Consider the following 23825-nt stretch of genomic DNA (forward strand, 5'->3'; position numbering starts at 1 on the left):
GCGGGCCTCATCATTGTTTGGTCTGGCGCAGCAGCAAAGTGCCGCTGCGCTGGGTAAATTCAAGTTGTTTCAATGCACTCATGCCCAGCAATACCTGTTCATCGCCCAAACCCGGTACCACGATGGCGCGCACGTCCCGAAGGACGATATCGCCCAGTTGCAGGCGGCCCAACTCGGTCCGAAAGCCCTGGGTTCGCCCGTTGGCCGTACTCACGCCAACCGGCATGCCGCGTTCAAGCCCGAGACGGTCGGCCAATTCAGCCGGAACCGCCACGTCGGTGGCCCCGGTGTCGAGCATGAACTGCACCGGCTTGCCGTTGATCTGGCCAGTGGCGACAAAATGCCCTTGGCCGTTGCCCAGCAGTTTTACTTCGATATAACCCTCGTGCTGCTCCGAGGTCACCACGGCATTGGGGTTTTCCTGTCGCGCTTCCCACTGCCCAAAAAATCGTGTCGCCAAAAACAGGCCGGCGCCCCACGCGACGAACATCAACACACGCCCGGCGCGCTTGCCGGGTGTTTGCGCACTCATGGCTTGGCGCTCCAGCCACCCGCAGGGGCGGCGAAACGGTAGACCACCGGCCGCTTTTCGCCATCGGCGCGGGCACCGAAGTTGTTGTCGATGCCGATCCAGGCACCGTCAGCGTCCACCACCAAGGCTTCGGCCAATCCATAGGCCTGGGCATAACGCCGATTCGGCGTCAGCGCTTCATCGGCAAACGACCAGCACAACTCCACCTGGGCCGTGACCGCATCCCGGCGACACACCTGAAACGCATTGCGCTCCAGGGTAAACAGCTTGCCATTGAACAGCGCCAGGTCGGCAAAGTCCTTGGACACCGCCTTGGCGCCCGGAAACTGCGCCGGCTGCATCTCCTGGCCGGCCTCGCTCAGCAATACACAAGGGCCGTCACAATCCCAGAGGGTTTGCGGGCGCTTGATGGAGATCAACCCGCGCCGCTCACGCTCTGCTGCGAGCCAGATTTGATTGCCTTCCGGGTTCACCACGATGCCTTCAAACAGCGCGTTGAAGTGCAGCAACATGCCACTGGCCCGAGCTTCGCGAACCATGCCCGGGGCGATCTTCAGCCACTCCGTTTCACCGTGTTCTGAGGAGAAAGGCACCCTGAGAACCGCCGCGTGGGCTTCGCTGACAATGTAACGGTTACCCGCCGCATCGCAGCTGATGCCTTCAAAATCCAGATCACCACCGCGAATCAACGAAGCCGCCCTGGTGCGTGAGCGCAGGCCAAAGGGCAAACCCGACGCCGGCACCGGCGGCACATCAATCCCGTATGTCTCTGCTTTCCAGACGTCACCGGCGGTATCGAGCCGGTAGATCTGATCGTCATCGCGATCGGAGACTGTCCACAATTCGCTACCGCATAAGGCCAGGCCCGACAGGTTACCGCCGCGCATGCCTTCCACCGGGTGTTCCGCCAACAGCTTCAGCTCAGCCACGGGCGCCGCGACCACCGAGGTGGTCGCCAACCCGCTCAACAACAGAATCGCCAGGGCGAAACTGCTACGCATCAGCCCAGAACCTCGGCCAGGTTGCCCTTGGACTCCAGCCAGTTCTTGCGATCCGGCGCGCGTTTCTTCGCCAGCAACATGTCCATCATTTCCGAGGTGGCGGCGAAATCTTCCAGGGTCAACTGCACCAGGCGCCGAGTGTTCGGGTCCATGGTGGTTTCCCGCAGCTGCGGCGGGTTCATCTCACCCAGGCCCTTGAATCGGGTGACCTGCGGCTTGCCGCGTTTCTTCTCGGCCACCAGGCGGTCGAGAATGCCATCGCGCTCGGCTTCGTCCAGGGCGTAGAAAATCTCTTTGCCCAGGTCGATGCGGTACAGCGGCGGCATGGCGACATAGACGTGACCGGCATCCACCAATGGGCGGAAGTGCTGGACGAACAATGCACAGAGCAAGGTCGCAATGTGCAAGCCGTCGGAGTCGGCGTCGGCGAGGATGCAGATCTTGCCGTAGCGCAGCTGACTCATGTCCGCCGCGCCCGGGTCGACACCGATGGCCACGGCAATGTTGTGCACTTCCTGGCTGGCCAGTACTTCGCTGCCATCGACTTCCCAGGTGTTTAGGATCTTGCCGCGCAGGGGCAGGATCGCCTGGAATTCCTTGTCCCGCGCTTGCTTGGCGGAACCGCCGGCAGAATCACCTTCCACCAGGAACAGCTCGGAGCGCATCGGGTCTTGCCCGGCGCAGTCCGCCAGCTTGCCAGGCAGTGCCGGCCCCTGGGTAATGCGCTTGCGTTCGACTTTCTTGCTGGCCTTCAGGCGACGGCCGGCGTTGTTGATCGCCAACTCCGCCAGGGCCAGGCCCAATTCAGGGTGTTCGTTGAGCCACAGGCTGAAGGCATCCTTTACCACCCCGGAGACGAACGCCGCTGCCTCACGGGACGACAGGCGCTCCTTGGTCTGGCCGGAGAATTGCGGCTCCTGCATTTTCATCGACAGGACGAACGCGATCCGCTCCCAGACGTCTTCCGGCGCCAGCTTCACGCCGCGCGGCAGCAGGCTGCGGTATTCGCAGAATTCGCGCATGGCATCCAGCAAGCCCTGGCGCAAACCGTTGACGTGGGTACCGCCCTGGGCCGTCGGGATCAGGTTGACGTAGCTTTCCTGGACGCTGTCGCCACCTTCCGGCAGCCACAACAAGGCCCAGTCCACGGCTTCTTTATTACCCGCCAGGCTGCCGCAGAACGGCTCGTTCGGCAGGCGCTCGAATTCGCTGACAGAGTCTTCCAGGTAGGAACGCAGGCCGTCTTCGTAATGCCACTCGACCTTTTCGCCGGTGCCTTTGTCTTCAAAGCTGACCAGCAGGCCCGGGCACAGCACAGCCTTGGCCTTGAGCACATGCTTGAGGCGGCTGATGGAGAATTTGGGTGAATCGAAGTATTTCGGGTCCGGCGCGAAGTACACGCTGGTGCCGGTGTTGCGCTTGCCAACGGTGCCGATCACTTCCAGGTCGGTGGCCTTGTAGCCATCGGCGAAAGTCATCTGATACTCGTTGCCGTCCCGCTTGACCTTGACCCGTACGTGGTTCGACAAGGCGTTGACCACGGAAATACCCACGCCGTGCAAGCCACCGGAGAACTGGTAGTTCTTGTTGGAGAACTTGCCGCCGGCGTGCAGCTTGGTGAGGATCAGCTCGACGCCCGACACACCCTCTTCCGGGTGAATGTCCACCGGCATGCCACGACCGTCGTCGGACACTTCCAGGGAATGGTCGGCGTGAAGGATGACTTGTACCGACTTGGCGTGCCCGGCCAAGGCTTCGTCGACGCTGTTGTCGATGACTTCCTGGGCAAGGTGGTTCGGCCGACTGGTGTCGGTGTACATGCCGGGGCGTTTGCGCACCGGGTCGAGGCCCGAGAGGACTTCGATGGCGTCGGCGTTATAAGAGCTAGCGCTGGGAGTGGCCATGGGGTCTCGTCGTGAGTCGTTCGATTAAAAAGTAACCTGCGGTTTCACAATGCGGTGAAATCGAAGGATTGGTACTGATCGGAGCCTATGCCGGCAAAACTCAACAGCGCCGGTAACTGTTGGGCAAAGCCCTGGTAACCGTGATCGCCACCGGCCTGGATGCGCAAGGCACAGGCCCGGTAATACTGCTGGGCGAGGCGATAATCCAGTGTTTCATCGCCGGTCTGCAACCACACCTGATAACGCTGGGCGTCCTGGGGCGCCGGCACTTCCAGCTCGGCCAGGGCCGCGACGTGGTCGTGGGTCAGCTCCCAGGTCTCATCGGTGTAGAGGTTCTTCTGGGTGCCCAGGTAACCGTCGAACATCCGATGAGGGCTGACTGCCGGGTTGACCAGCAAGGCGTTGAGGCCATGGCGTTCGGCAAGATGGGTTGCATAGTAGCCGCCGAGTGAGCTGCCTACCAGCAGTGGCCTTCCGAGGTCACGGATAGCCGCCTCCAACTGGGGGATCGCCTGGCGGGGGTGGTGATGCAGGGCCGGCACGCGCAGTTGGTCGGCCAGACCGAGGCTGTCCATCACGGTGATCAACTGGCTGGCCTTGTTGGAGGCTGGTGCGCTGTTGAAACCGTGGATATACAAGATCGATGCGGACATTCCGGGTCCTCTGTGGGTCTGCCAAAGAGGCGCAGTTTACAGGGAAATCTCAGTAGCCGTTGCTACCGTAATCCACCTGAAACGCGAAGCCCTGCACCCGCTCCACACCGGTTTCCAACCGCCCGTCGGCATGCAACCGCAGCCAGCGATACCCGGGTGCCTGCTCACTCACGCTGAAATCCTCACTCCCGGGAGCAAACTGAATGCAGGTAGAAGGCGAAGCCAACAAACGCACCCCATTGCGCTCCCGGTCAATTTCCTGATGCACATGCCCCCAAAGCACCGCCCGCACCTGCGGAAACCGATCCAGCACCGCAAACAACGCCTCAGGATTGCGCAAACCGATGGGCTCCATCCAAGCGCACCCAATCGACACCGGATGATGGTGAAAACACACCAGATGATGCCGAGCCGGCGCCTCACTCAACGACTGCGCCAGCAATTGCAGCTGCTGATCCTGCAAATACCCCGGCACCGAACCCGGCACCGCCGAGTCCAGCAGGGTAATGCGCCAGTTGCCCACATCCACCACCGGTTCCAGCAACGCGCTGTTGACCGCCGCCTGCTGCATCACCTGCGGCTCATCGTGATTCCCCGGGATCCAGCGCGCCGGCGCCTGAATCTGCCGTGTCATGTCACGAAACGCCTGATACGACTCCAGCGTACCGTCCTGGGACAAATCCCCGGTGGCCAGCACCAGATCAATCTGCGGCTGCTGCACCAACACCGTGTCGATCACCCGTTGCAGGCTCTCGCGGGTATTCATGCCCAGCAGGCCGCCGTCCGCCTCGGCAAACAGGTGACTGTCGGACAACTGCACCAGCAACGCCGAAGCGTCAGGGTTCATGGCGGATACGCTCGGCAAGGCGTTCTCCCAGGGCGTGATCACAGGAATGGACATTTGAGGCGATTATGCTGGGGCAGGACACAAAGAGGAAACCCGTGAAGCGGACGCAGTTCACATCTATCGAACGACTTCGAACTCGTGGCCCAGGGCCAGGCAGTGACTCAACCATTCACCGAGGAACACATTGAGCTGTGCTTTCTCATCGGGTTGGTGCATGAACACGTTGGGGTAAGGATAGATGCTGCGAAAGCGTCGTGCATGTTCGGCGCTGATCACTTCGGCCATGCGTGCGTCGTGGTACACCTGCACTTCCAGCTGCGGCACCGGCAGCCACGGCAGGCTGTGCTCCTGACGCACCCGCAAAGTGGTGGTGTACGGGCAGTTCACGATCACTTCCAGGGTCAGCACGCCGAGCATCTGGTCGCCGTGGGTCACGGCAATGCGCCGCGCCTCGGGGGTGTGGCGCATGTCTGGCAGCAGCCGCATCAGCCGTGCATAGTTGGCCTCGCAGGCTGCTTGCAGCCCGATCAGGTCAACCCGATATCGCTCCCGTGCCTTTACTGCCATAACCCCCTCACTTCCGCGCGATTAAGCGCAAGCCATTGCAGGGCAATAATGCTCGCTGCGTTGGAAATTTTACCGTCACGTACCGCCTGCAGGGCGTCTTCAAAGGCCCAGACGGTGACGCGGATATCTTCGGCTTCCTCTTCCAGTCCATGGACGCCACCGGCCCCGGCGCTTTCGCAACGGCCCAGGAACAAGTGGACAAATTCGGTGCTGCCACCCGGCGACGGAAAGTACTTGGTGATCGGCCAGAGTGCGGAGAATGTAAGGCCAGCTTCCTCCTCGGCTTCGCGGTGTGCAACCTCCTCCGGTTGCTCATCCTTGTCGATCAGGCCAGCGACCATTTCGATCAGCCACGGGTTGTCGGTACGCCCCATGGCGCCGACGCGAAACTGCTCGATCAGCACCACTTCATCGCGCTGCGGGTCGTAGGGCAGTACACACACGGCGTCATGACGCACAAAGACTTCGCGATTGAGTTCACGGCTCATGCCGCCATCAAACTTCTCGTGCCGCAGTTTCAGCCGATCCAGTTTGTAGAAGCCCTTGTAGGCATTGTCGCGCTGAACAATCTCGACCTTGCTCGGCGTCGATTTCGCTGTGTCCGTCATATCAACCCTCGTTTATTGCCTTGCGGTGTCTAGGCGGCCTCGACATCGCGCCATCCTAACGCGCTCGTGCCCCTTGATGCAGCCCCTTTCCGGTTGCCGGGATAGACGGCGGGCGTCAAACTCACTCTAATCAGCTTAGTGGCGAACTGACTGCCTTGTCGGGAGTCGAAGCTCCACATTTTCACCTTTCCTCGATTTATGAAGGACACACATGTCGCTTTTAAAAATCGCCTCCGTGGCCTGTATCGCCTTGACCCTGGGTGCTTGCCAGAGCCTGTTCCAACCGGCCTATCTGAAGCCGCTGGACACCACCGCCGACGCCTCCGAGCAGATCAAACCCGGCTGCAGCAGTCCGGATTGCCCGCTGGTAAATATCGATACCGTGCACTTCCCGTCCGAGCCGCAGTTGGACCAGATCATCGAACAGCGCCTGCTGCAGATGGCCCGCACTTCACCTGGCCAGGCCATGCCCGCCACCCTGAACGCCTACCGCGACAAGTTCTTGCGTGAGTCCCCGGACCGCAACAGCATGTACTTGCAGGCCAAGGTACGTGAGCAGCATGACGGACTGGTGATCATCGAAGTGTCCAGCTACCTGGACACCGGCACCGCCCACGGCGAGCCGGGCCGCGGCTTCATCAACTATTCACGCCTGCTGCACAAAGAGCTGAGCCTGACCGACATGCTGTTGCCGGGCCAGGAAGATGCATTCTGGAAGACCGCGAAAGTCGCCCACAACAACTGGCTGATCAACTCGCAGATGGACCGTGACCCGGAGTTCGTGAAGAACTGGCCGTTCCAGAAAACCCCGAATGTGGCGCTGACCAGCAATGGCGTGGTGCTCAAGTACAACGTGACCACCATCGCGCCGTACGCATTGGGGCTGATCGAAATGACCATCCCCTATGCGCGCCTCACCGGCGTGATCAAGCCTGAGCTGGTGCCCGCACGCCACTGAAGGCCCGGCCCAGGATAAAGTGCAACAGCCCTGCCAGCACCAGCGCCGGCAGGGTCGCGCCGACATCCGGGTACAGATTCGCCAACAGGTGATAGGTGCTGATCCCTCCAAGCCACGCCAGCAGTGCCGGCCAGCGCAGGTTGGCGGCAACACCATGGCCACGACGGCGCAGGATGAAGTGATCCACCAGCACCACGCCGAACAGCGGCGCGAACACCGAGCCGATCAGCAGCAGGAAGTTCTGGTACTGCGCCAACGGTGCAAAGCAGGCGATCAGCGTGCAGATAACGCCAATGGCCAATGCCAGGTGCTCGACTTTCAAGCGCAACAGAATCCCGCTGGACACCGCCGCCGAGTGAATATCGGCGAACGCGTTTTCTGATTCATCCAACAGGATCAGCAGCAGAGGAATCCCCAGGCCGGCTCCGGCCAATGCCAGCAGCAACGCATTCACTTCACCGCTCGGCGCAAACGCCAGGGTGTAGGCCACGCCAAGGCTCATCAGCCAGAAGTTACCGATGAAGAAACCCAGTGCCGTGCCGCCGAACACGTTTTTCGCGCGTTTGCCGAAACGTGAGTAGTCGGCAATCAGTGGCAGCCAGGACAGCGGCATGGCAATCGCGATATCGAAGCCAACGGCAAACGGCATCGAACCGTCACCGGCCTGGGCCCAGAGAGTGGCCAGGTCGGCCTTGGCAAACAGGTTCCAGGTCAGCCACAGGCAGGCGGCCAGCAGCAGCCAGATGCCCCACTTGCGCAGGATCTGCCGCACGAAGGTCAGCGGACCGCTGACGGCAAGCAAGGTCGCGAGGGCGCCGAATACCAGGGTCCAGAACAATGGGCTGGTCAGCAGGCTGCCTTCGCTGAACGCGCGGGCGCCCAACAGGCTGGCGGCGTCGCGCATCACGATGATTTCGAATGAGCCCCAGCCGATCAGCTGCAGCAGGTTCAGCAGCGCCGGCAGGCTTGCGCCCTTGGTGCCGAGGCTGAGTTTCAGGGCGGCCATGGATGACAGGCCGGTATCGCTGCCGATCACGCCGACGGCGGCCAGCAACAGCACGCCGACCAAAGTGCCGAGGAAAATTGCCAGTAAGGAACCGGAGAGGCCCAGGCCCGGCGCCAACAGTGCGCCGGTTTGCAGGACCATCAGGCCGATGCCCAGGGAGAACCACAGGGAAAAGAGATCGCGGGCGCCGAAGACGCGTTTGTCGGTGGGCACTGCGATGTCTGGGGAATAGGTGCTGGGTTGAATGCTCAAGGGTGCTATCTCAGAGGGACACTATTATTTGAATCAGCAAAGTCCCCTGTGGCGAGGGAGCTTGCTCCCGCTGGGCGGCGAAGCCGCCCCGAAACCTGCAACCGATGAGTGTCAGTCAAGACACCGATCCAGATTCCGGGAGCGCTGCGCACTCCAGCGGGAGCAAGCTCCCTCGCCACAGGTTCTGATTCAGACCTTTTTGTACAGCTGGCTACCTTCCTGCTTGAACCGCTCCGCCTGCTCCGCCAGTCCCTTGGCCACGTCCACATCCACCGCTTCAATGCGCTGGTTGGCCGCGTACTCACGCACTTCCTGGGTGATCTTCATCGAGCAGAATTTCGGCCCGCACATCGAGCAGAAATGCGCGACCTTGGCCGAGTCCTTCGGCAAGGTTTCATCGTGGTAAGAACGCGCCGTGTCCGGGTCCAGGCCCAGGTTGAACTGGTCCTCCCAACGGAATTCAAAGCGCGCCTTGCTCAACGCGTTGTCACGAATCTGCGCCCCCGGATGCCCCTTGGCCAAGTCCGCCGCATGGGCCGCGATCTTGTAGGTGATGATCCCGGTCTTCACATCGTCCTTGTTCGGCAGGCCCAAATGCTCCTTCGGCGTGACGTAGCAGAGCATCGCGCAACCGAACCAGCCGATCATCGCCGCCCCGATGCCCGAGGTGATGTGGTCATAACCCGGGGCGATGTCGGTGGTCAGCGGACCGAGGGTGTAGAACGGCGCTTCGTCGCAGCACTCCAGCTGCTTGTCCATGTTCTCCTTGATCAACTGCATCGGCACGTGGCCCGGGCCTTCGATCATGGTTTGCACGTCGTGCTTCCAGGCAATCTTGGTCAACTCGCCGAGGGTTTCCAGCTCGCCGAATTGCGCGGCGTCGTTGGCGTCGGCAATCGAGCCCGGGCGCAGGCCGTCTCCCAGGGAGAAGCTGACGTCGTAGGCCTTCATGATTTCGCAGATTTCGTCGAAATGGGTGTAGGTGAAGTTCTCTTTGTGGTGCGCCAGGCACCACTTGGCCATGATCGAACCACCACGGGACACGATGCCGGTGACGCGCTTGGCGGTCAGCGGTACATAGCGCAGCAATACGCCGGCGTGGATGGTGAAGTAGTCGACGCCCTGCTCGGCCTGTTCGATCAGGGTGTCGCGGAACAGCTCCCAGGTCAGGTCTTCAGCGGCGCCGCCGACTTTTTCCAGGGCCTGGTAGATCGGCACGGTACCGATCGGCACCGGCGAGTTGCGGATGATCCACTCGCGGGTTTCATGGATGTGCTTGCCGGTGGACAGGTCCATCACCGTGTCCGACCCCCAGCGAATGCCCCACGTCAGTTTCGCCACTTCTTCTTCGATGGACGAACCCAGGGCGCTGTTGCCGATGTTGCCGTTGATCTTCACCAGGAAGTTACGGCCGATGATCATCGGTTCCAGTTCGGTGTGGTTGATGTTGGCCGGGATGATCGCGCGGCCACGGGCGATTTCTTCGCGGACAAATTCCGGGGTGATGATTTTCGGCACGCTGGCGCCGAAGCTGTGGCCGGCGTGTTGCTGGTCCAGCAGGCCGGCGGCGCGGGCCTCTTCCAGCTTCATGTTTTCGCGGATGGCGACGTATTCCATCTCGGCGGTGATGATGCCTTTGCGGGCGTAGTGCATCTGGGTGACGTTGGCCCCGGCCTTGGCACGGCGCGGGTTTTTCACGTGGGCAAAACGCAGCGCGGTCAGCTCGGCATCGCTCAGGCGCTGTTGGCCGAAGTGCGAGCTCAAGCCCGACAGGCGCTCAGTGTCGCCGCGGGATTCGATCCACGGCGAGCGCACATCGCCCAGGCCTTTGCGCACGTCGATGATCACGTTCGGGTCGGTGTAGGGGCCTGAGGTGTCGTAGACCACTACGGGCGCATTGATTTCGCCGCCGAAGTCGGTGGGGGTCACGTCGAGACTGACTTCGCGCATCGGCACGCGGATATCCGGACGGGTGCCCTGAACGTAGATTTTTTGCGAGCGGGTAAACGGCTGCACGGAACCGGAGTCGACCTTGGCCGATTCACTCAAGTGCACGGTATTTTTTGATTTTTGGCTTTTTAATTCGATGCTCATCACGGGCTCTCCAACTATCCAGGCGGTGGATTTTTGTCGGAGTGAACCTGTGACGGATGGACGCACTGTGACAGTGCTGTGCTTGGCGCACGGGCTGTTCGATTGTCGAACAACATCCCGGACGAAGCACAAGAGGACTCGCCGGGTGACGAGAAATCTTGTTCCCTACGCAGGCGCTAACCTGATCAGGTTCAACGGGATCCGGTATTTACCGATCTCAGCCTTCCAACAAGGCACCCCGACAAGAACGCGGCCAGTCTAGACCATGGAGCAGGCAAATTGCCAACGGCGGTGCATTCATCGTGATGAATGGCGTAATTACAGGATTGTTGTGCCGTGATAGCGCCACTACACTCGGTGACTGCCTGAGGTCTTGACGCCAGGAATGGGCCGCCTTAGCCTTGGGCTCCAAATTATCGCTGTAATATTTATTCTAGGGATCGCCTCATGCTGCGCAAACTTTCACTGGCTCTTGCCGTGTCTTGTGCGACCAACGGACTGGTCTGGGCAGCTGAAGCGCCCCTGACGACCAAAACCGACCTGGTCAGCGTCTACCAGGAAGCGGTGGACAACAACGCCGACCTGGCCGCCGCCCGCGCCCAATACGGCGCGCAGAAAGAAGTGGTGCCCCAGGCCCGCGCCGGGTTGCTGCCGAACCTGTCGGCCGGTGCCGACATCAACAATGTGCGCACCCAGCTGGACCAGCCCGCCGCCACGGTCAACCGCGACGCCCATTCCTGGCGCGCGACCTTGAGCCAGCCGCTGTTCCGCGCTGATCGCTGGTTCCAGCTGCAAGCCGCTGAAGCCGTCAACGAGCAGGCCGCGCTGCAACTCTCGGCCACCGAACAGAACCTGATCCTGCAAAGCGCCGAAAACTACTTCGCCGTGCTGCGGGCCCAGGACAACCTGGCGTCCACCAAGGCCGAAGAAGCCGCGTTCAAGCGCCAGCTGGACCAGTCCAACGAACGCTTTGACGTCGGCCTGTCGGACAAGACCGACGTGCTGCAATCCCAGGCCAGCTACGACACCGCACGGGCCAATCGCATCCTGGCCCAGCGCCAGGTGGACGACGCCTTCGAAGCGCTGATCACCCTGACCAACCGCCAGTACAACTCGATCCAGGGCATCGTCCACACGCTGCCGGTGCTGCCGCCGTCGCCGAACGACGCCAAGGCCTGGGTCGAAACCGCCGGCCGCCAGAACCTGAACCTGCTGGCCAGCAACTATGCCGTCACCGCCGCCGAAGAAACCCTCAAGCAACGCAAGGCCGGCCACGCGCCGACGCTGGATGCCGTGGCGCAATATGAAAAAGGTGACAACGATGCCCTGGGCTTCAGCAACCCGAGCGCCTTTGGCCAGCCGTATCACGGTGACGTGTCGCAACGCACCGTAGGCTTGCAGTTGAGCATCCCGCTGTACAGCGGCGGCCTGACCAGCTCGCAAGTGCGCGAATCCTATTCCCGCCTGGGCCAGACTGAGCAGCAACGCGAGGGCCTGCGTCGCCAGGTGGTGGAAAACACCCGCAACCTGCACCGCGCGGTGAACACCGATGTGGAGCAGGTACAGGCGCGCCGCCAGTCGATCATCTCCAACCAGAGCGCGGTGGAAGCCACGGAAATCGGTTACCAGGTGGGCACGCGCAATATCGTCGATGTGCTGGACGCCCAGCGCCAGCTGTACACCTCGGTGCGCAACTACAACAACAGCCGCTACGACTACATCCTCGACAACCTGCGCTTGAAGCAGGCGGCGGGCACGTTGAACCCGGGGGACTTGCAGGATCTGGCGCGTTACCTGAAGGCCGACTACAACCCGGACAAGGACTTCCTGCCGCCGGACCTGGCCAAGGCCGCCGCGGCGCAGCTGAAGGCTAACCCGGGTTACTAAGACCGCCCGTTAACCCAATGTGGGAGCGGGCTTGCTCGCGAAAGCGGTGTATCAGTCGACTTATTCGCTGACTGACACTGCGCATTCGCGAGCAAGCCCGCTCCCACATTTGATTTGTGTTGTTAGACGTTAAGCAGTCTGCCCAATCCGTCCAGCAAACGCTTCAATGCCCCCTGATTGGCGCGCATCACCGCCAGCCCCGCCTGCCCCATCTTCTGCGCGTCCTGCGGCAGCTCGAACAAACGCTGCACCGCCACCGCCAAACCCTCGGCATCGTCCACTTCCTGCAACGCGCCGGCGTCGCGCATCATTGCGCTGATTTCCAGGAAGTTGAACACGTGGGGCCCGCAGATCACCGGCTTGGCCAAGGCCGCCGGCTCCAACGGGTTATGCCCGCCCGTGGCAACCAGGCTACCGCCGACAAAAGCGCTGTCGGCCAGGGCATACAGAAACAGCAACTCGCCCATGGTGTCGCCCAGCAGCACCGAGGTTTGCGCCGTCACCGCCTCGCCGCTGGAGCGACGCACCGTGGCGAAACCCTGTTGCTGGCACAGCTCGAACATCGGGTTGAAGCGCTCCTGATGGCGCGGCACCAGGATCAGCAACGCATTGGGATAACTGGCAAGCAACTGGCGATGGGCAGCGAGCACCACTTCGTCTTCGCCTTCGTGGGTGCTGGCGGCGATCCACACCGGGCGTTCACTGGCGTGCCACTGTTCACGCAACGCGGCGGCGCGCGCCAGCAGTTGCGGGTCGATGGCCAGGTCGAACTTGATCGAGCCGGTGACTTCGACAGTCTCGGGCCGTGCACCCAGGCTGCGAAAACGCTCGGCCTCGGTTTCGGTCTGGACGGCGAACAGGCTCATTTCCGCCAGCATCGGCGCGGTCAGCCTGGCGAAACGCCCGTAGCCCTTGGCCGAGCGAGCCGACAGCCGCGCGTTGGCCAATGCCACGGGAATCCCGCGTTTGGCGCACTGGTGAATATGGTTGGGCCACAGTTCGGTCTCCATGATCACCGCCAGTTTCGGCTGCACGCGATCGAGAAAACGCTTGGCCGCACAGGGCAAATCGTACGGCAGGTAGCAGTGCTGGATGCGCGGCTCGTTGGCGAACAACGCCTGGATGCGCTCGGAACCGGTGGGCGTCATGCAGGTGACGGTGATCGGCAGCTGTGGATAACGTTCCAGCAGCCCGCGAATCATCGGCGCAGCGGCGATGCTTTCGCCCACCGACACCGCATGCACCCAGATCCCGCCGGGTTGCATCACCGGCAAGCCCCAGGAGAAGCGTTCTCCCACGCGCTTCGCGTAAGCAGGCGCTTTGCGGGCTCGCAGCCACAGACGTAAAGCCACCAACGGCAGCGCCAGGTAAAACAGACAGCTGTAGAGAGTTCTATTCATGGCGGCGGAGTTTATCGGCTTTTTCAGTCGATCGCCTGCAAGCACTCGGCAAAACGTTCGGCGAGGAAACGCGCGGCCGGGCCGAGGGGCTCGTCGCGGCGCCAGACCAGCTCCACCACCAGCGCCGGCGGGGTCCATTCGCTGTTCAGTTCGACCATCTGGTTCTGATAGGCCGGATACTGCACCACATGCCGCGGCAACCAGGCCCAACCCAGGCCGCGCGCCAGCCACTCGGCCAGCACGTAGAAACTGTCAGCCCGCCACACTTGCGGGCTGGCGGCCTCGCTGCCGGGATACACGCTGGTCTGGGTCGCCATCAGCAATTGGCGAAACTGCGCCAGGCGCTGGCAATCCACGAACTGTTCCTTGGCCATGGGATGCCCGATACCGCACACGGTCACCATCTCCACACTGCCCAGCACGCGGCGCTCCAACGCTTCGGGGATCTGATCGTGATAGAACAGCAGGCCCAGATCCGCCTTGCGCTCCACCAGCTTGCGCGCGACATCGCCTTGGGCGGCGCTGGACAACTGCACTTCCAGGCTGGGAAATTTTCCCGCCAGCGCTTCGAGGCTATCGAGCACCGGCTGATAGAGCATGGCTTCATCCTGGGCCAGGCGCAGGCGCGCCTCTTCACCGCGCATCAATGACAAGGCACGGCCATTCAGGCGCTCGCACTGGCGCAAGACTTCCCGCGCCTCCTCGAGCAGTGCCGTGCCCGCCTCGGTCAAACGGGGCTGGCGGCCGCTGCTGCGATCAAACAGGGATACGCCCAGGTCCGCCTCCAACAGGGCAATCCCATTGCTGACTGCCGATTGTGCCCGACGCTGGTCCCGCGCCACCGCCGAAAATGAACGCTGCTCGGCGACGCTGACAAACAGGCGCATTTGCTCAAGACTCCACTGCACGCTCATGGCTCAACCCATCTTCAATTCGGATAGGTAATGACTTTACCGCATCTGACAAGTCTCTAAAATGCCAACCTTATCAAGCGACCCTGTACCGAGGATTTACCCCATGAACGCCGCCTACTATTACCTGGCCATTGCCATCTGCTCGGAAGTGATCGCCACCGTTTCCATGAAAGCGATCAAGGGTTTCAGCACGCCAATCCCGTTGTTGCTGGTGATCGTCGGCTACGGCGTGGCCTTCTGGATGCTCACGCTGGTGGTGCGCACCGTGCCGGTGGGTGTCGCGTATGCAGTGTGGGCCGGGATGGGCATCGTGATGGTCAGCATCGCCGCGCTGTTTATCTACGGGCAGAAACTGGATATCCCGGCGATGCTGGGCATGGGCCTGATTGTGCTGGGCGTGGTGGTGATTCAGTTGTTCTCGAAAACGGCCGGGCACTGAGCGTTCACGCGAGATTCAATTGAGGCCGAAACTCGCAGCCTCGTTCCACTCGACAGCTCCTGCGGTGCGTCTGTCATCCGGGAGCGTTGGGGCGAAGATTCACTTCATGAGCCTGTATACTGCGCAGCCTGTCTTGAACACTGAGGTCGCTGCATGCCATCCGTTATTTCCACCGACGTTCTGATTGTCGGCGCCGGGGTTGCCGGCCTCTGGCTCAATGCGCGCCTGCGCCGCCAGGGCTTTTCCACGGTATTGGTGGAAAGCGCCACCCTCGGTGGCGGGCAAAGCGTGAAGTCCCAGGGGATCATCCACGGCGGCGCCAAATACGCACTGCACGGCGCCCTGACCGGTGCCTCCGAAGCCATCGCCGACATGCCCCGCCGCTGGCGCGAAGCCCTGGCGGGCAACGGTGAACTGGATCTCTCCGGTGTGCGCCTGCTGTCCGAAGCCCACTATTTGTGGTCGCCGGGCACCATCGCCGGCAACCTCACCAGTTTCTTCGCGAGCAAGGCCGTGCGTGGCCGCGTGGATCAAGTGAAGGGCGATGACCTGCCACCGGCCCTGCAAGATCGCCGCTTCAAGGGCAAGGTCTATCGCCTGGCCGAACTGGTGATCGACGTCCCAAGCCTTATCGAACGCCTGGCCCAACTGGCCGGCGACGGTTTGCTCGCGGGCAAACAGATCGAACCCTTGCTGGAACAAGGCACACTGGTCGGCCTGAAGGTCGATGGCCGTGAGATCCGCGCCCAGCGTATCGTCGTCAGCGCCGGCGGCGGCACCGCTGACCTGCTCGGCGCCCTGGGCCTGAGCCAGCCCGCCATGCAACGCCGACCGCTGCACATGATCATCGCCAAGGGCCCCGGCCTGAAGCCGCTGTACGCCCACTGCCTGGGGGGCGGCACCAAACCGCGCATCACCGTGACCACGCATCCCGCCGCCGACGGCAATTGGGTGTGGTACCTGGGCGGCGATATCGCCGAAGCCGAAGGTGTGGCCCGTACCCCGGAGCAACAGATCGCCACCGCCCAAAAAGAGCTGGGGCAGTTGCTGCCCTGGATCGACATGAGCCAGAGCCAATGGGCCACCTTGCGCGTCGACCGCGCCGAACCATTGCAGTCAGGCCTGACCCGCCCGGACAACGCGTTCCTCGCCGAACAGGATCGCCTGTTGGTGGGCTGGCCGACCAAGCTGGCATTGGCACCGGATTTCGCCGATCGAGTGATCAACGCACTGGAACGTGACGGCATCAAGCCCGGAACTACCGAAAAACTGCCCGAGCTGCCGAAACCCGCCATCGCCCAACCCGCCTGGGAGCAACTGCTGCCATGACCCTGCCGACTCTGCACGACCTCCACCGCCCGCTGGGCAGCACCGGCCTGCTGGTCTCGCCGCTGGGCCTGGGCACCGTCAAGCTGGGCCGCGACCAAGGGGTGAAATACCCCAGTGGCTTCCAGATTCCCGATGACGATGCGGCGCGGATGCTGTTACGCCAGGCCCGGCAATTGGGCATCAACCTGATCGACACTGCGCCCGCCTATGGCCGCAGCGAAGAACGCCTGGGCCCGCTGTTGCGCGGCCAGCGCCAGGAATGGGTAATTGTCAGCAAGGTGGGCGAAGAATTTGCCGAAGGCGTATCCCATCACGACTTCAGCGCAGCCCACACCCGGCTTTCGGTGGAGCGCAGCCTGAAACGACTGGAAACGGATTTTATCGACCTGGTGCTGGTGCACTCCGACGGCAACGACCTGCATATCCTCAATGATTGCGAGGTTTACCAGACCCTGGAAGACCTCAAGCGCGAAGGCAAGATCCGTGGTTTCGGCTTCTCCGGTAAAACCGTCGAGGGCGGTGTAAAGGCTCTGGAACAAGGTGATTGCGCCATGGTCACCTACAATTTGAACGAACAGGCCGAGAAAGCCGTCATTGATTATGCCGCCGCACACGGCAAGGGCATCCTGGTGAAAAAGGCACTAGCCAGTGGCCATGTCTGCCTGGAATCCGGAGTGGATCCAATTCACGCCAGTTTCATGCTGTTGTTTGCGCAAACTGGCGTTGCCAGTGCTATTGTCGGGACCATTAATCCGCTGCACCTCGCCCACAACGTGGCGACCGCTGCCAAGGTCATTCGCCAACTCTGATGCCGCCGACGCGGCCGACCCCGACGCAAGAAGGAGCCGACATGCCGCGAACGCTCATAAGAAAGAACCCCAGCAACTTCAAGACACTGCCGCTGCACGTCGAAGCAACCCCCGAAGGCTTGAGCTACCAGAGCGTCGGCATGCCGCTCAACTTCGCCCAGACCCTGCAACGGCGCAAGCCGGTGGAGGTGAAAGACACCGAGCGTTTCGTGCTGGAGCTGGCCAACCTTGGGGTCTCGGTGCGCCTGACGCTGCACTGGCAGAACCGCGATTACTGGGTGCTGGTGCGCCAGCGCCGACAAGACCGTGGCGACGTCGTGCTCAAGCTGATCTCCGGCTATGTGCCGGCCCACGAACTGAACCTGCCACTGCACACCGCCATCCAGGAAATCGCCGAGGAATGCCTGCTGGAAACCCCGGAAGGCTGGCTGGGCGGTCGTTTCAATGACACCTGGCTGCCGGCGCCCTACTCGTCGGCCCTGCACTACCGCGAAGCGTTGCCGTTCCGCCTCTCACCGCTGTCCGGGGCCGCGCGCCCGGTGCGCTGCGCCACCATGCAATTGATTGAACGACCACGCGCCTACGTGCACCTGCCCACGGCTTCGTTGCAGTTGATTTATGACTTGCGCCTGGAAGTGCCCAAGGAGGCGAAGTCCCTGAGCCTGTTTCATGTGGACGAGCGCCTGGAGGGCGACCAATTGGTGGCCCGCCTGGACCGCCAGCGCCCGGACCTGTACCTGATGCCGCTGAAGGACGGGCAGCCGTGTGCGGAGCTGTATACCTTGAAGAAGGATCAGCTGTATCCGGCGAGTACGCGAGGGTTGTATCTGGCTGAAAGCTTTGCCCAGCAGGAAGGCTGGATCGTGCGGGATGAGCGGATCCGCTGGAAGGACTGGCTGCGCCAGCAAGGGCTGAGTGCGCCGGAGAAAGAATCGAAATTGAAGCGCTTGACGGGTAAGGCGCGGCAGATCTTGCGCAAGATCGTGCCGAAGAAAAAAGCCAACCCGTAACCGGACATCAGGTCGCGGCGGTCAAATGTGGGAGCGGGCTTGTGTGGGAGCGGGCTTGCTCGCGAATGCGGTGTATCAGTCACTGCATCAGCCAGCTGACCCACCGCTTTCGCGAGCAAGCCCGCTCCCACACGAACCCGCTCCCACCATCAGTTATTGCGGATCTTCTCGACAATCGCCGTGGTCGAGCTGTTTTCCACCAACCCCAGCACTTTGACCTTGCCACCGTAGGCACTGACGATATCGGCACCCACCACCTGGTCGACGGAATAATCACCGCCCTTGACCAGCACGTCCGGCTTGACCTGGGCCAGCAGGTTTTCCGGGGTCGCCTCGGCAAAGCTGATCACCCAGTCCACCGCACCCAAACCTGCCAGCACCGCCATGCGACGGTCGACACTGTTGATCGGCCGGCCTGGCCCCTTGAGGCGGCTGACCGACGCATCATCGTTGACTGCCACGATCAAGCGATCGCCCTGGGCCCGCGCCTGCTCCAGGTAGGTCACGTGACCGGCGTGGAGGATGTCGAAGCAACCGTTGGTGAAGACAATGCTCTCGTTATGGGCACGGGCATCGTCAATCGCCAGCAACAGTTGCTCAAGGCTCAACACGCCGCGCTCCGAGCCTTCGGATCGCTGGATGGCGCGGCGCAGCTCAGGTGCACTGATGGCCGCCGTACCGAGCTTGCCGACCACGATACCTGCTGCCAGGTTGGCCAGGGCCACCGCATGGGGAAGTTCCTCGCCCGCCGCAATTGCCGCAGCCAGGGTGGAAATCACGGTGTCACCGGCACCGGTCACGTCGAACACTTCACGGGCCCGCGCCGGCAGGTGCATGGCCGGGTGATCAGGACGCAGCAAGGTCATGCCGTGTTCGCCACGGGTCACCAGCAAGGCACCCAGGTCGAGGTCGGCCATGAGTTGGGCGCCCTTGGTCACCAGCTCGTGCTCATCGACACAACCGCCGACGATGGTTTCAAATTCGCTGAGGTTCGGCGTGATCAAGCTGGCGCCCCGATAAATCGAGAAGTCCTTGCCCTTGGGATCTGCCAGCACCGGAATGCCCCGGGCCTTGGCGGCCTGGATCAGTACCTGATGGTTTTTCAAGGCGCCTTTCCCGTAGTCGGACAGCACCAGCACCTTGATGCCTTCGAGCATCTCGTCGACCTGGGCGCTGAGCACCAGGGCGTCGGTGGCGAAGGGTTCTTCAAAATCGATACGCAGCAATTGCTGGTGCCGACTCATGACCCGCAGCTTGACGATGGTCGGCTGGTGGGGAATGCGCTGGAACAGCGCACGCACACCCGCACCCTTCAGGCTGTTGGCCAGGCTGTCGGCAGCCTCGTCGTCGCCGGTCACACCCACGAGGGATGCCGGGGCGCCGAGGGCGGCAATATTGAGGGCAACGTTGGCAGCGCCACCTGGACGGTCTTCGATTTGCTCGACCTTGACTACCGGTACCGGTGCCTCAGGGGAAATCCGTGAGGTACCGCCATGCCAGTAACGGTCGAGCATGACATCGCCGACCACCAAGACAGGGGCTTGATCGAATCGCGGCATGGACAACTTCATGGAGCAACCCACATACAAAATGAACAGGGGCGCGATATTACCACAGGGTTGTCAAAGGCTTGTGCAATGTAGGAGCCAGCTTGCCGGCGATGCGGCCACCGCGGTTTTTCAGTGCAACCGCGGTGGCCATCGCCGACAAGCCGGCTCCTGCAGATCAGGTGATGTCGGCCGGGATCGGCGCGTCCAGGCCCATGGCATGCAGCCGGGCGTAGTAACCGTTTTGCGCCAGCAATTCGCCGTGGGTACCGCGCTCGACTATCCGGCCATCGTCCATCACCAGGATCAGGTCGGCTTTCTCGATGGTCGACAGGCGGTGAGCGATCACCAGGGTCGTGCGGCCTTGCATGACCTTGTCCAGGGCGGCCTGGATATGGCGCTCCGATTCGGTGTCCAGCGCCGAGGTGGCCTCGTCGAGGATCAGCAATGGCGCATTCTTGAGCAAGGCCCGGGCGATTGCCAGGCGCTGGCGCTGGCCGCCGGACAGCAGCACGCCGTTTTCGCCGACCTGGGTGTCGAAGCCCTTGGGCAACTGGTCGATGAAGTCCTTGGCATAGGCATCGGCCGCTGCCGCCTCGACATCGGCCCGCGGTGCGCCGGCCAGGTCACCGTAGGCGATGTTGTTGGTCACGGTGTCGCTGAACAGGGTCACGTGCTGGGTCACCTGGGCGATGTGCCGACGCAGGTTGAGCAGGCGATAGTCTTCGATTTCCACGCCGTCGAGCAGGATCTCACCGCTCTCATGGTGGTAGAAACGCGGGATCAGGCTGGCCAGTGTCGACTTGCCGCTACCCGAACGCCCCACCAGGGCAACCATCTGCCCGGGCTCTGCGGTAAAGGTGATGTCCTTGAGCACATGGCGCTCGGTGCCCGGGTAGGTGAAGTTCAGGTTGCGCACTTCCAGGCGGCCGCTGACCTTGTCGCGCTCGATGGTGCCGCGATCGATTTCCACGTCTTCGTCCAACTGCTCGAAAATACTTTCGGCACCGGCCACGCCTTTCTGGATGGTCGAGCTGACTTCGGACAGCTGGCGGATTGGCTTGGGCAACAGGCCGGCCAACGTGATGTAGGCGACCATGTCACCCGCCGACGCATCACCGCGAAGGTACAGGACCAGGAACATCAACACTGCCATGGCGCTGTAGATCACCAGTTGCAGCGCCGGCGTATAGATCGCGCCGGTGCGGGTCATGCGCAGTTGCTTGTTGGTGTTGCTCAGGCTCGCCTTGAGGAAGCGCTTCTGCTCATACACCTCACCGCCGAAGCTGCGCACCACGCGGTAGCCCTGGATGGTTTCCGAGGCAACGTGGGTGACGTCCCCCATCGCAACCTGGATCTTCTTGCTCTGCTTGCGGAATTTCTTGCTTGCGGTGCTGACCATCACGGCAATCAACGGCAGGATGGCGATCATCACCAGGGTCAGCCGCCAGTTCATGAACAGCAGCGAGGCGAACAGGAAGATCACCGTCATGCCTTCGCGAATCACCACCTTGATGGCATCGGTCGCAGCACCGGTGACCATGGTCACGTTGAAGGTGATGCGGGAGATCAGGTGCCCGGAGTTGTGATTGTCGAAATAGCGGTTCGGCAGGGTCAGCAGGTTGTTGAACAACTGCACCCGCAGGTCGTGGACCAGGCCCAGGGAAACCTTGGCCAGCAGGTAGTTGCCCAGGAACGAACCGAGGCCCTGCCACGCGGCGATCAGGATGATCAGCAACGGCACGGCCTGCAGCAGTTGCAGGTCACGCAGGAAAGGCACCGTGGGGAACAACACCGCTTCAGGGTTGGACAGGCCATCGACAAAGTACTTGAGGATGTAGCCCAGCATCGGCTGGGTCGAAGCGAAAATCAGAAAGCCGACGATACTCAGCGCGAACAAGCCGGCATAGGGCTTAACGTAGCTGAGCAGGCGGAAGTATATTTTCAAGCTCGAAGGGCTTGCGCTCGGACTGGAGTCGGTCATATCACGCGGCGGTTTTGAAAAAGGAGGCTGACTTTAGCACAGCTTCTCTGTTGTACTTGCACGCGGCACAACCGCAGCCCCGTTGGATCCAACGGACGACATTATATAGCCACTACTTTAGTATGGTCGGCTTTCTTTATTCTGGAACGGCTTTTCTGTATGCACTCCAAGCGCCTTACCTATGGCTCAAATCGCGTTTTCGACTTCCTCTGTTTGTGGATTCTGCCCATCGGCTTGTTGTTGCTCCTGAGTTCGCTGTTCTTCGTCACCAATCGAAACGTGCTGCACAGGTTCTACTACCTGCTGTTCGCAGCGCCGACACTGTTGCTGCTGTGCCTGCGCCCGACGGAATTCAAGCAGGTATTGCGCGAGCCCCTGGCGATTGCCTTCCTGGTTTTCTCGGGCTGGGCGCTCACCAGCCTGCTCTGGAGCCCTGAGGCCACGACAGACTCCGACCTGTTCAAGCGGCCACCGAATACCTTCACGTTGTTTGTCGGCTTAGGACTGTTGCTGCATTACCGCAGCGAACTGTTCAAGCCGATCTTCTTCTGTGCCGCGCTGATTGCGCTGATATCGAGCGCCTGCAGCCTGGTGGCTTTTGCTCCCCACCTCTCGGATGGCTCGCGAATGATCGGCGGGCGTGGCGCTCTTGATAATCCGCTGTTAAGCTCTCACGTATTCGGTTTCTTCTGCATTTACTGGCTGTACGTATGCATGACCACCAAGCGTGCGCACGTACTCTGGTTCAGCGTTCCGGCACTGGCAATCATGGGCGCTGCAGTGATGGCCACCGGCTCGAGAACGCCGCTGGTTGCCCTGCTCCTTGCCGTGCTCTGGCTAAGTTTCATCACTCGCAATCGGCGCTCGGCCCTGCTGATCGCCTGTATGGCGCTGGGGGCCGCGGCGCTGCTGCTGCTCTATCCCGAACTGATCACCAATCGTGGCAGCTCGTCCCGCTTCGAACTCTGGAGCATGTCGCTTGAGCGTATTGCCGAACACCCCTGGATCGGCCACAGCTACGACTCAGAGTTGTACCTGACACTCGCCGACGGCAATCAACTGCGCGAACCCCACAGCTTTGCCCTCGGCGTGCTCTATTACGTCGGCATCATCGGCTTCATCCCGTGGATATTCATGCTCGGCTGGGGCCTGTACAAAAGCCTCAAGGAACGTGCGCAGCCATTGTTCATCCTGGCCTCCTCCCTGCTGGCCTATGGCATCGGTGCCGGCCTGACCGAAGGCGGCGGCATTCTCTCGCGACCAAAAGAGCACTGGTTCCTGCTGTGGATCCCGCTGGCACTGATCGCCGGCCTGAGCATCGCCCAGCGTCGCCGCAGCCTGCTGCGCATGCCGGTTCAACGCCTGAAATCGCAAGACTTCGAACAGCTGTGCGCCAACGCCCACGTGATCGAAGCCGATGGCCTGGGGCCCAAGGTCCTGCGCCTGGAGGATGGCAGCTTCCTCAAGCTGTTCCGCCCTCGTCGCTGGTACACCTCAGGCAGCTTCAATCCCTATTCAGAGCGCTTTGCCAGCAACAGCGAGCAACTGCGTGCATTGGGGATTCCATCACCGGTCATCCTCAATCTCTATCAGTTAAAGGATGCGAGCAGCGCCGTACGTTATCAGCCGCTGCCCGGCCTGACCCTGCGCCAGGCCCTGCAAAGCCTGGACAGCAGCCTGCGGGAATCGCTGATCGAACGTTTCGGCCGGTTCATGGCCCAGCTCCACGAGCGCGGCGTGTACTTCCGCTCCCTGCACCTGGGCAACGTACTTTTGATGGATGATGGCGAGTTCGGACTGATTGACGTGGCAGACATGCGCATCTACCCATCGCCGCTGCGTAACGCCCTGCGCCAGCGCAACCTGCGGCACATGCAGCGTTATCCCCAGGACCGCAACTGGTTGTTCGAAACCCACTTTGAACAACTCGCCGCTGGCTACGCTTCGGCAGCATCGCCAAGCGCCACGGCGAAGATCCGTGACCAGGTGTCCAGGCTCAATCGTCCGGTTGCGCAGGTAGCGAACCCGGCCAAGTGATGGTTTGAAGCGCCGGGGTTGCAGGCCCCGGGCCATTGCGGTGAACG

The 23825-nt window shown here is 61.9% G+C and carries 20 protein-coding genes and 1 riboswitch; of the genes, 7 read left to right on the plus strand and 13 right to left on the minus strand.

Annotated elements, in window-relative coordinates; genetic code table 11:
• Positions 1 to 10: 10 nt before the first annotated feature.
• The 7 genes from HX824_RS16020 to HX824_RS16050 all read right to left on the minus strand — a co-directional run bounded on the left by HX824_RS16020 (position 11) and on the right by HX824_RS16050 (position 6112).
• Positions 11 to 532, minus strand: a complete 522-nt coding sequence (locus HX824_RS16020) for a TIGR02281 family clan AA aspartic protease (RefSeq protein ID WP_087692486.1) — start codon at positions 530 to 532, stop codon at positions 11 to 13.
• Positions 529 to 1533 carry an esterase-like activity of phytase family protein gene (locus HX824_RS16025; protein WP_177054796.1) on the minus strand — a complete coding sequence of 335 codons (1005 nt, stop codon included), beginning with the start codon at positions 1531 to 1533 and terminating at the stop codon, positions 529 to 531. Before HX824_RS16025 ends, HX824_RS16020 begins: the two co-directional genes overlap by 4 nt.
• Positions 1533 to 3437, minus strand: a complete 1905-nt coding sequence (gene parE / locus HX824_RS16030; protein WP_003209518.1) for a DNA topoisomerase IV subunit B — start codon at positions 3435 to 3437, stop codon at positions 1533 to 1535. Before parE ends, HX824_RS16025 begins: the two co-directional genes overlap by 1 nt.
• 44 nt (positions 3438 to 3481) lie before the next feature.
• Positions 3482 to 4090 carry a YqiA/YcfP family alpha/beta fold hydrolase gene (locus HX824_RS16035; RefSeq protein WP_003209516.1) on the minus strand — a complete coding sequence of 203 codons (609 nt, stop codon included), beginning with the start codon at positions 4088 to 4090 and terminating at the stop codon, positions 3482 to 3484.
• Between the two features lie 49 nt (positions 4091 to 4139).
• A complete protein-coding gene (gene cpdA, locus HX824_RS16040; protein ID WP_177054821.1) occupies positions 4140 to 4955 on the minus strand; it encodes a 3',5'-cyclic-AMP phosphodiesterase in 816 nt (271 codons plus the stop codon).
• Between the two features lie 99 nt (positions 4956 to 5054).
• Positions 5055 to 5504, minus strand: coding sequence for a DUF1249 domain-containing protein (locus HX824_RS16045; protein ID WP_003209507.1), 450 nt, complete (start codon positions 5502 to 5504; stop codon positions 5055 to 5057).
• Positions 5495 to 6112: an NUDIX domain-containing protein gene (locus HX824_RS16050; protein WP_003209505.1), complete on the minus strand. Its 618-nt coding sequence runs from the start codon at positions 6110 to 6112 to the stop codon at positions 5495 to 5497. Before HX824_RS16050 ends, HX824_RS16045 begins: the two co-directional genes overlap by 10 nt.
• 211 nt (positions 6113 to 6323) lie before the next feature.
• Between HX824_RS16050 and HX824_RS16055 the strand changes: the two genes are divergently transcribed.
• Entirely contained in the window at positions 6324 to 7070 is a 747-nt protein-coding gene (locus HX824_RS16055) for an RsiV family protein (protein ID WP_087692488.1), read from the plus strand.
• On the opposite strand, the gene cytX is transcribed toward HX824_RS16055, so the two are convergent.
• Positions 7039 to 8328, minus strand: a complete 1290-nt coding sequence (gene cytX, locus HX824_RS16060) for a putative hydroxymethylpyrimidine transporter CytX (RefSeq protein WP_177054797.1) — start codon at positions 8326 to 8328, stop codon at positions 7039 to 7041. The genes HX824_RS16055 and cytX overlap by 32 nt on opposite strands.
• A 189-nt stretch (positions 8329 to 8517) precedes the next feature.
• Positions 8518 to 10422 carry a phosphomethylpyrimidine synthase ThiC gene (thiC, locus tag HX824_RS16065; protein ID WP_008439122.1) on the minus strand — a complete coding sequence of 635 codons (1905 nt, stop codon included), beginning with the start codon at positions 10420 to 10422 and terminating at the stop codon, positions 8518 to 8520.
• A 145-nt stretch (positions 10423 to 10567) separates the two neighbouring features.
• A riboswitch (TPP riboswitch) is annotated at positions 10568 to 10673 on the minus strand.
• Between the two features lie 196 nt (positions 10674 to 10869).
• On the opposite strand from thiC, the gene HX824_RS16070 reads away from it, so the two are divergent.
• A complete protein-coding gene (locus HX824_RS16070; protein ID WP_008439123.1) occupies positions 10870 to 12309 on the plus strand; it encodes a TolC family outer membrane protein in 1440 nt (479 codons plus the stop codon).
• Between the two features lie 122 nt (positions 12310 to 12431).
• On the opposite strand, the gene waaA is transcribed toward HX824_RS16070, so the two are convergent.
• Both waaA and HX824_RS16080 read right to left on the minus strand, forming a co-directional pair.
• Entirely contained in the window at positions 12432 to 13709 is a 1278-nt protein-coding gene (gene waaA, locus HX824_RS16075; protein ID WP_177020761.1) for a lipid IV(A) 3-deoxy-D-manno-octulosonic acid transferase, read from the minus strand.
• Between the two features lie 23 nt (positions 13710 to 13732).
• Entirely contained in the window at positions 13733 to 14623 is an 891-nt protein-coding gene (locus HX824_RS16080) for a LysR family transcriptional regulator (RefSeq protein WP_008439125.1), read from the minus strand.
• A gap of 103 nt (positions 14624 to 14726) precedes the next feature.
• On the opposite strand from HX824_RS16080, the gene HX824_RS16085 reads away from it, so the two are divergent.
• The 4 genes from HX824_RS16085 to HX824_RS16100 all read left to right on the plus strand — a co-directional run bounded on the left by HX824_RS16085 (position 14727) and on the right by HX824_RS16100 (position 18210).
• The gene (locus HX824_RS16085; RefSeq protein ID WP_003209492.1) at positions 14727 to 15062 is read left to right on the plus strand and encodes a multidrug efflux SMR transporter; all 336 of its coding nucleotides are present in this window, start codon (positions 14727 to 14729) and stop codon (positions 15060 to 15062) included.
• A gap of 153 nt (positions 15063 to 15215) precedes the next feature.
• Positions 15216 to 16391 (plus strand): FAD-binding oxidoreductase, encoded by a 1176-nt coding sequence (locus HX824_RS16090; RefSeq protein WP_177054798.1) that lies wholly within the window; start codon positions 15216 to 15218, stop codon positions 16389 to 16391.
• Complete coding sequence (locus tag HX824_RS16095) at positions 16388 to 17200, plus strand: aldo/keto reductase (RefSeq protein WP_003209490.1); 813 nt, start codon at positions 16388 to 16390, stop codon at positions 17198 to 17200. Before HX824_RS16090 ends, HX824_RS16095 begins: the two co-directional genes overlap by 4 nt.
• Positions 17201 to 17241: 41 nt before the next feature.
• Positions 17242 to 18210: a hypothetical protein gene (locus HX824_RS16100; RefSeq protein ID WP_003209488.1), complete on the plus strand. Its 969-nt coding sequence runs from the start codon at positions 17242 to 17244 to the stop codon at positions 18208 to 18210.
• Positions 18211 to 18359: 149 nt separating this feature from the next.
• Here the strand turns inward: HX824_RS16100 and hldE are convergent, their stop codons facing one another.
• Both hldE and msbA read right to left on the minus strand, forming a co-directional pair.
• Positions 18360 to 19781: a bifunctional D-glycero-beta-D-manno-heptose-7-phosphate kinase/D-glycero-beta-D-manno-heptose 1-phosphate adenylyltransferase HldE gene (gene hldE, locus HX824_RS16105; protein WP_003209486.1), complete on the minus strand. Its 1422-nt coding sequence runs from the start codon at positions 19779 to 19781 to the stop codon at positions 18360 to 18362.
• A gap of 154 nt (positions 19782 to 19935) precedes the next feature.
• Positions 19936 to 21741, minus strand: coding sequence for a lipid A export permease/ATP-binding protein MsbA (gene msbA, locus HX824_RS16110; protein WP_003209481.1), 1806 nt, complete (start codon positions 21739 to 21741; stop codon positions 19936 to 19938).
• A 159-nt stretch (positions 21742 to 21900) separates the two neighbouring features.
• Between msbA and HX824_RS16115 the strand changes: the two genes are divergently transcribed.
• Positions 21901 to 23778, plus strand: coding sequence for an O-antigen ligase family protein (locus tag HX824_RS16115; RefSeq protein ID WP_008439137.1), 1878 nt, complete (start codon positions 21901 to 21903; stop codon positions 23776 to 23778).
• Positions 23779 to 23825 lie beyond the last annotated feature (47 nt).

Source organism: Pseudomonas sp. D4002 (assembly GCF_013385665.1).
GTDB lineage: Bacteria > Pseudomonadota > Gammaproteobacteria > Pseudomonadales > Pseudomonadaceae > Aquipseudomonas.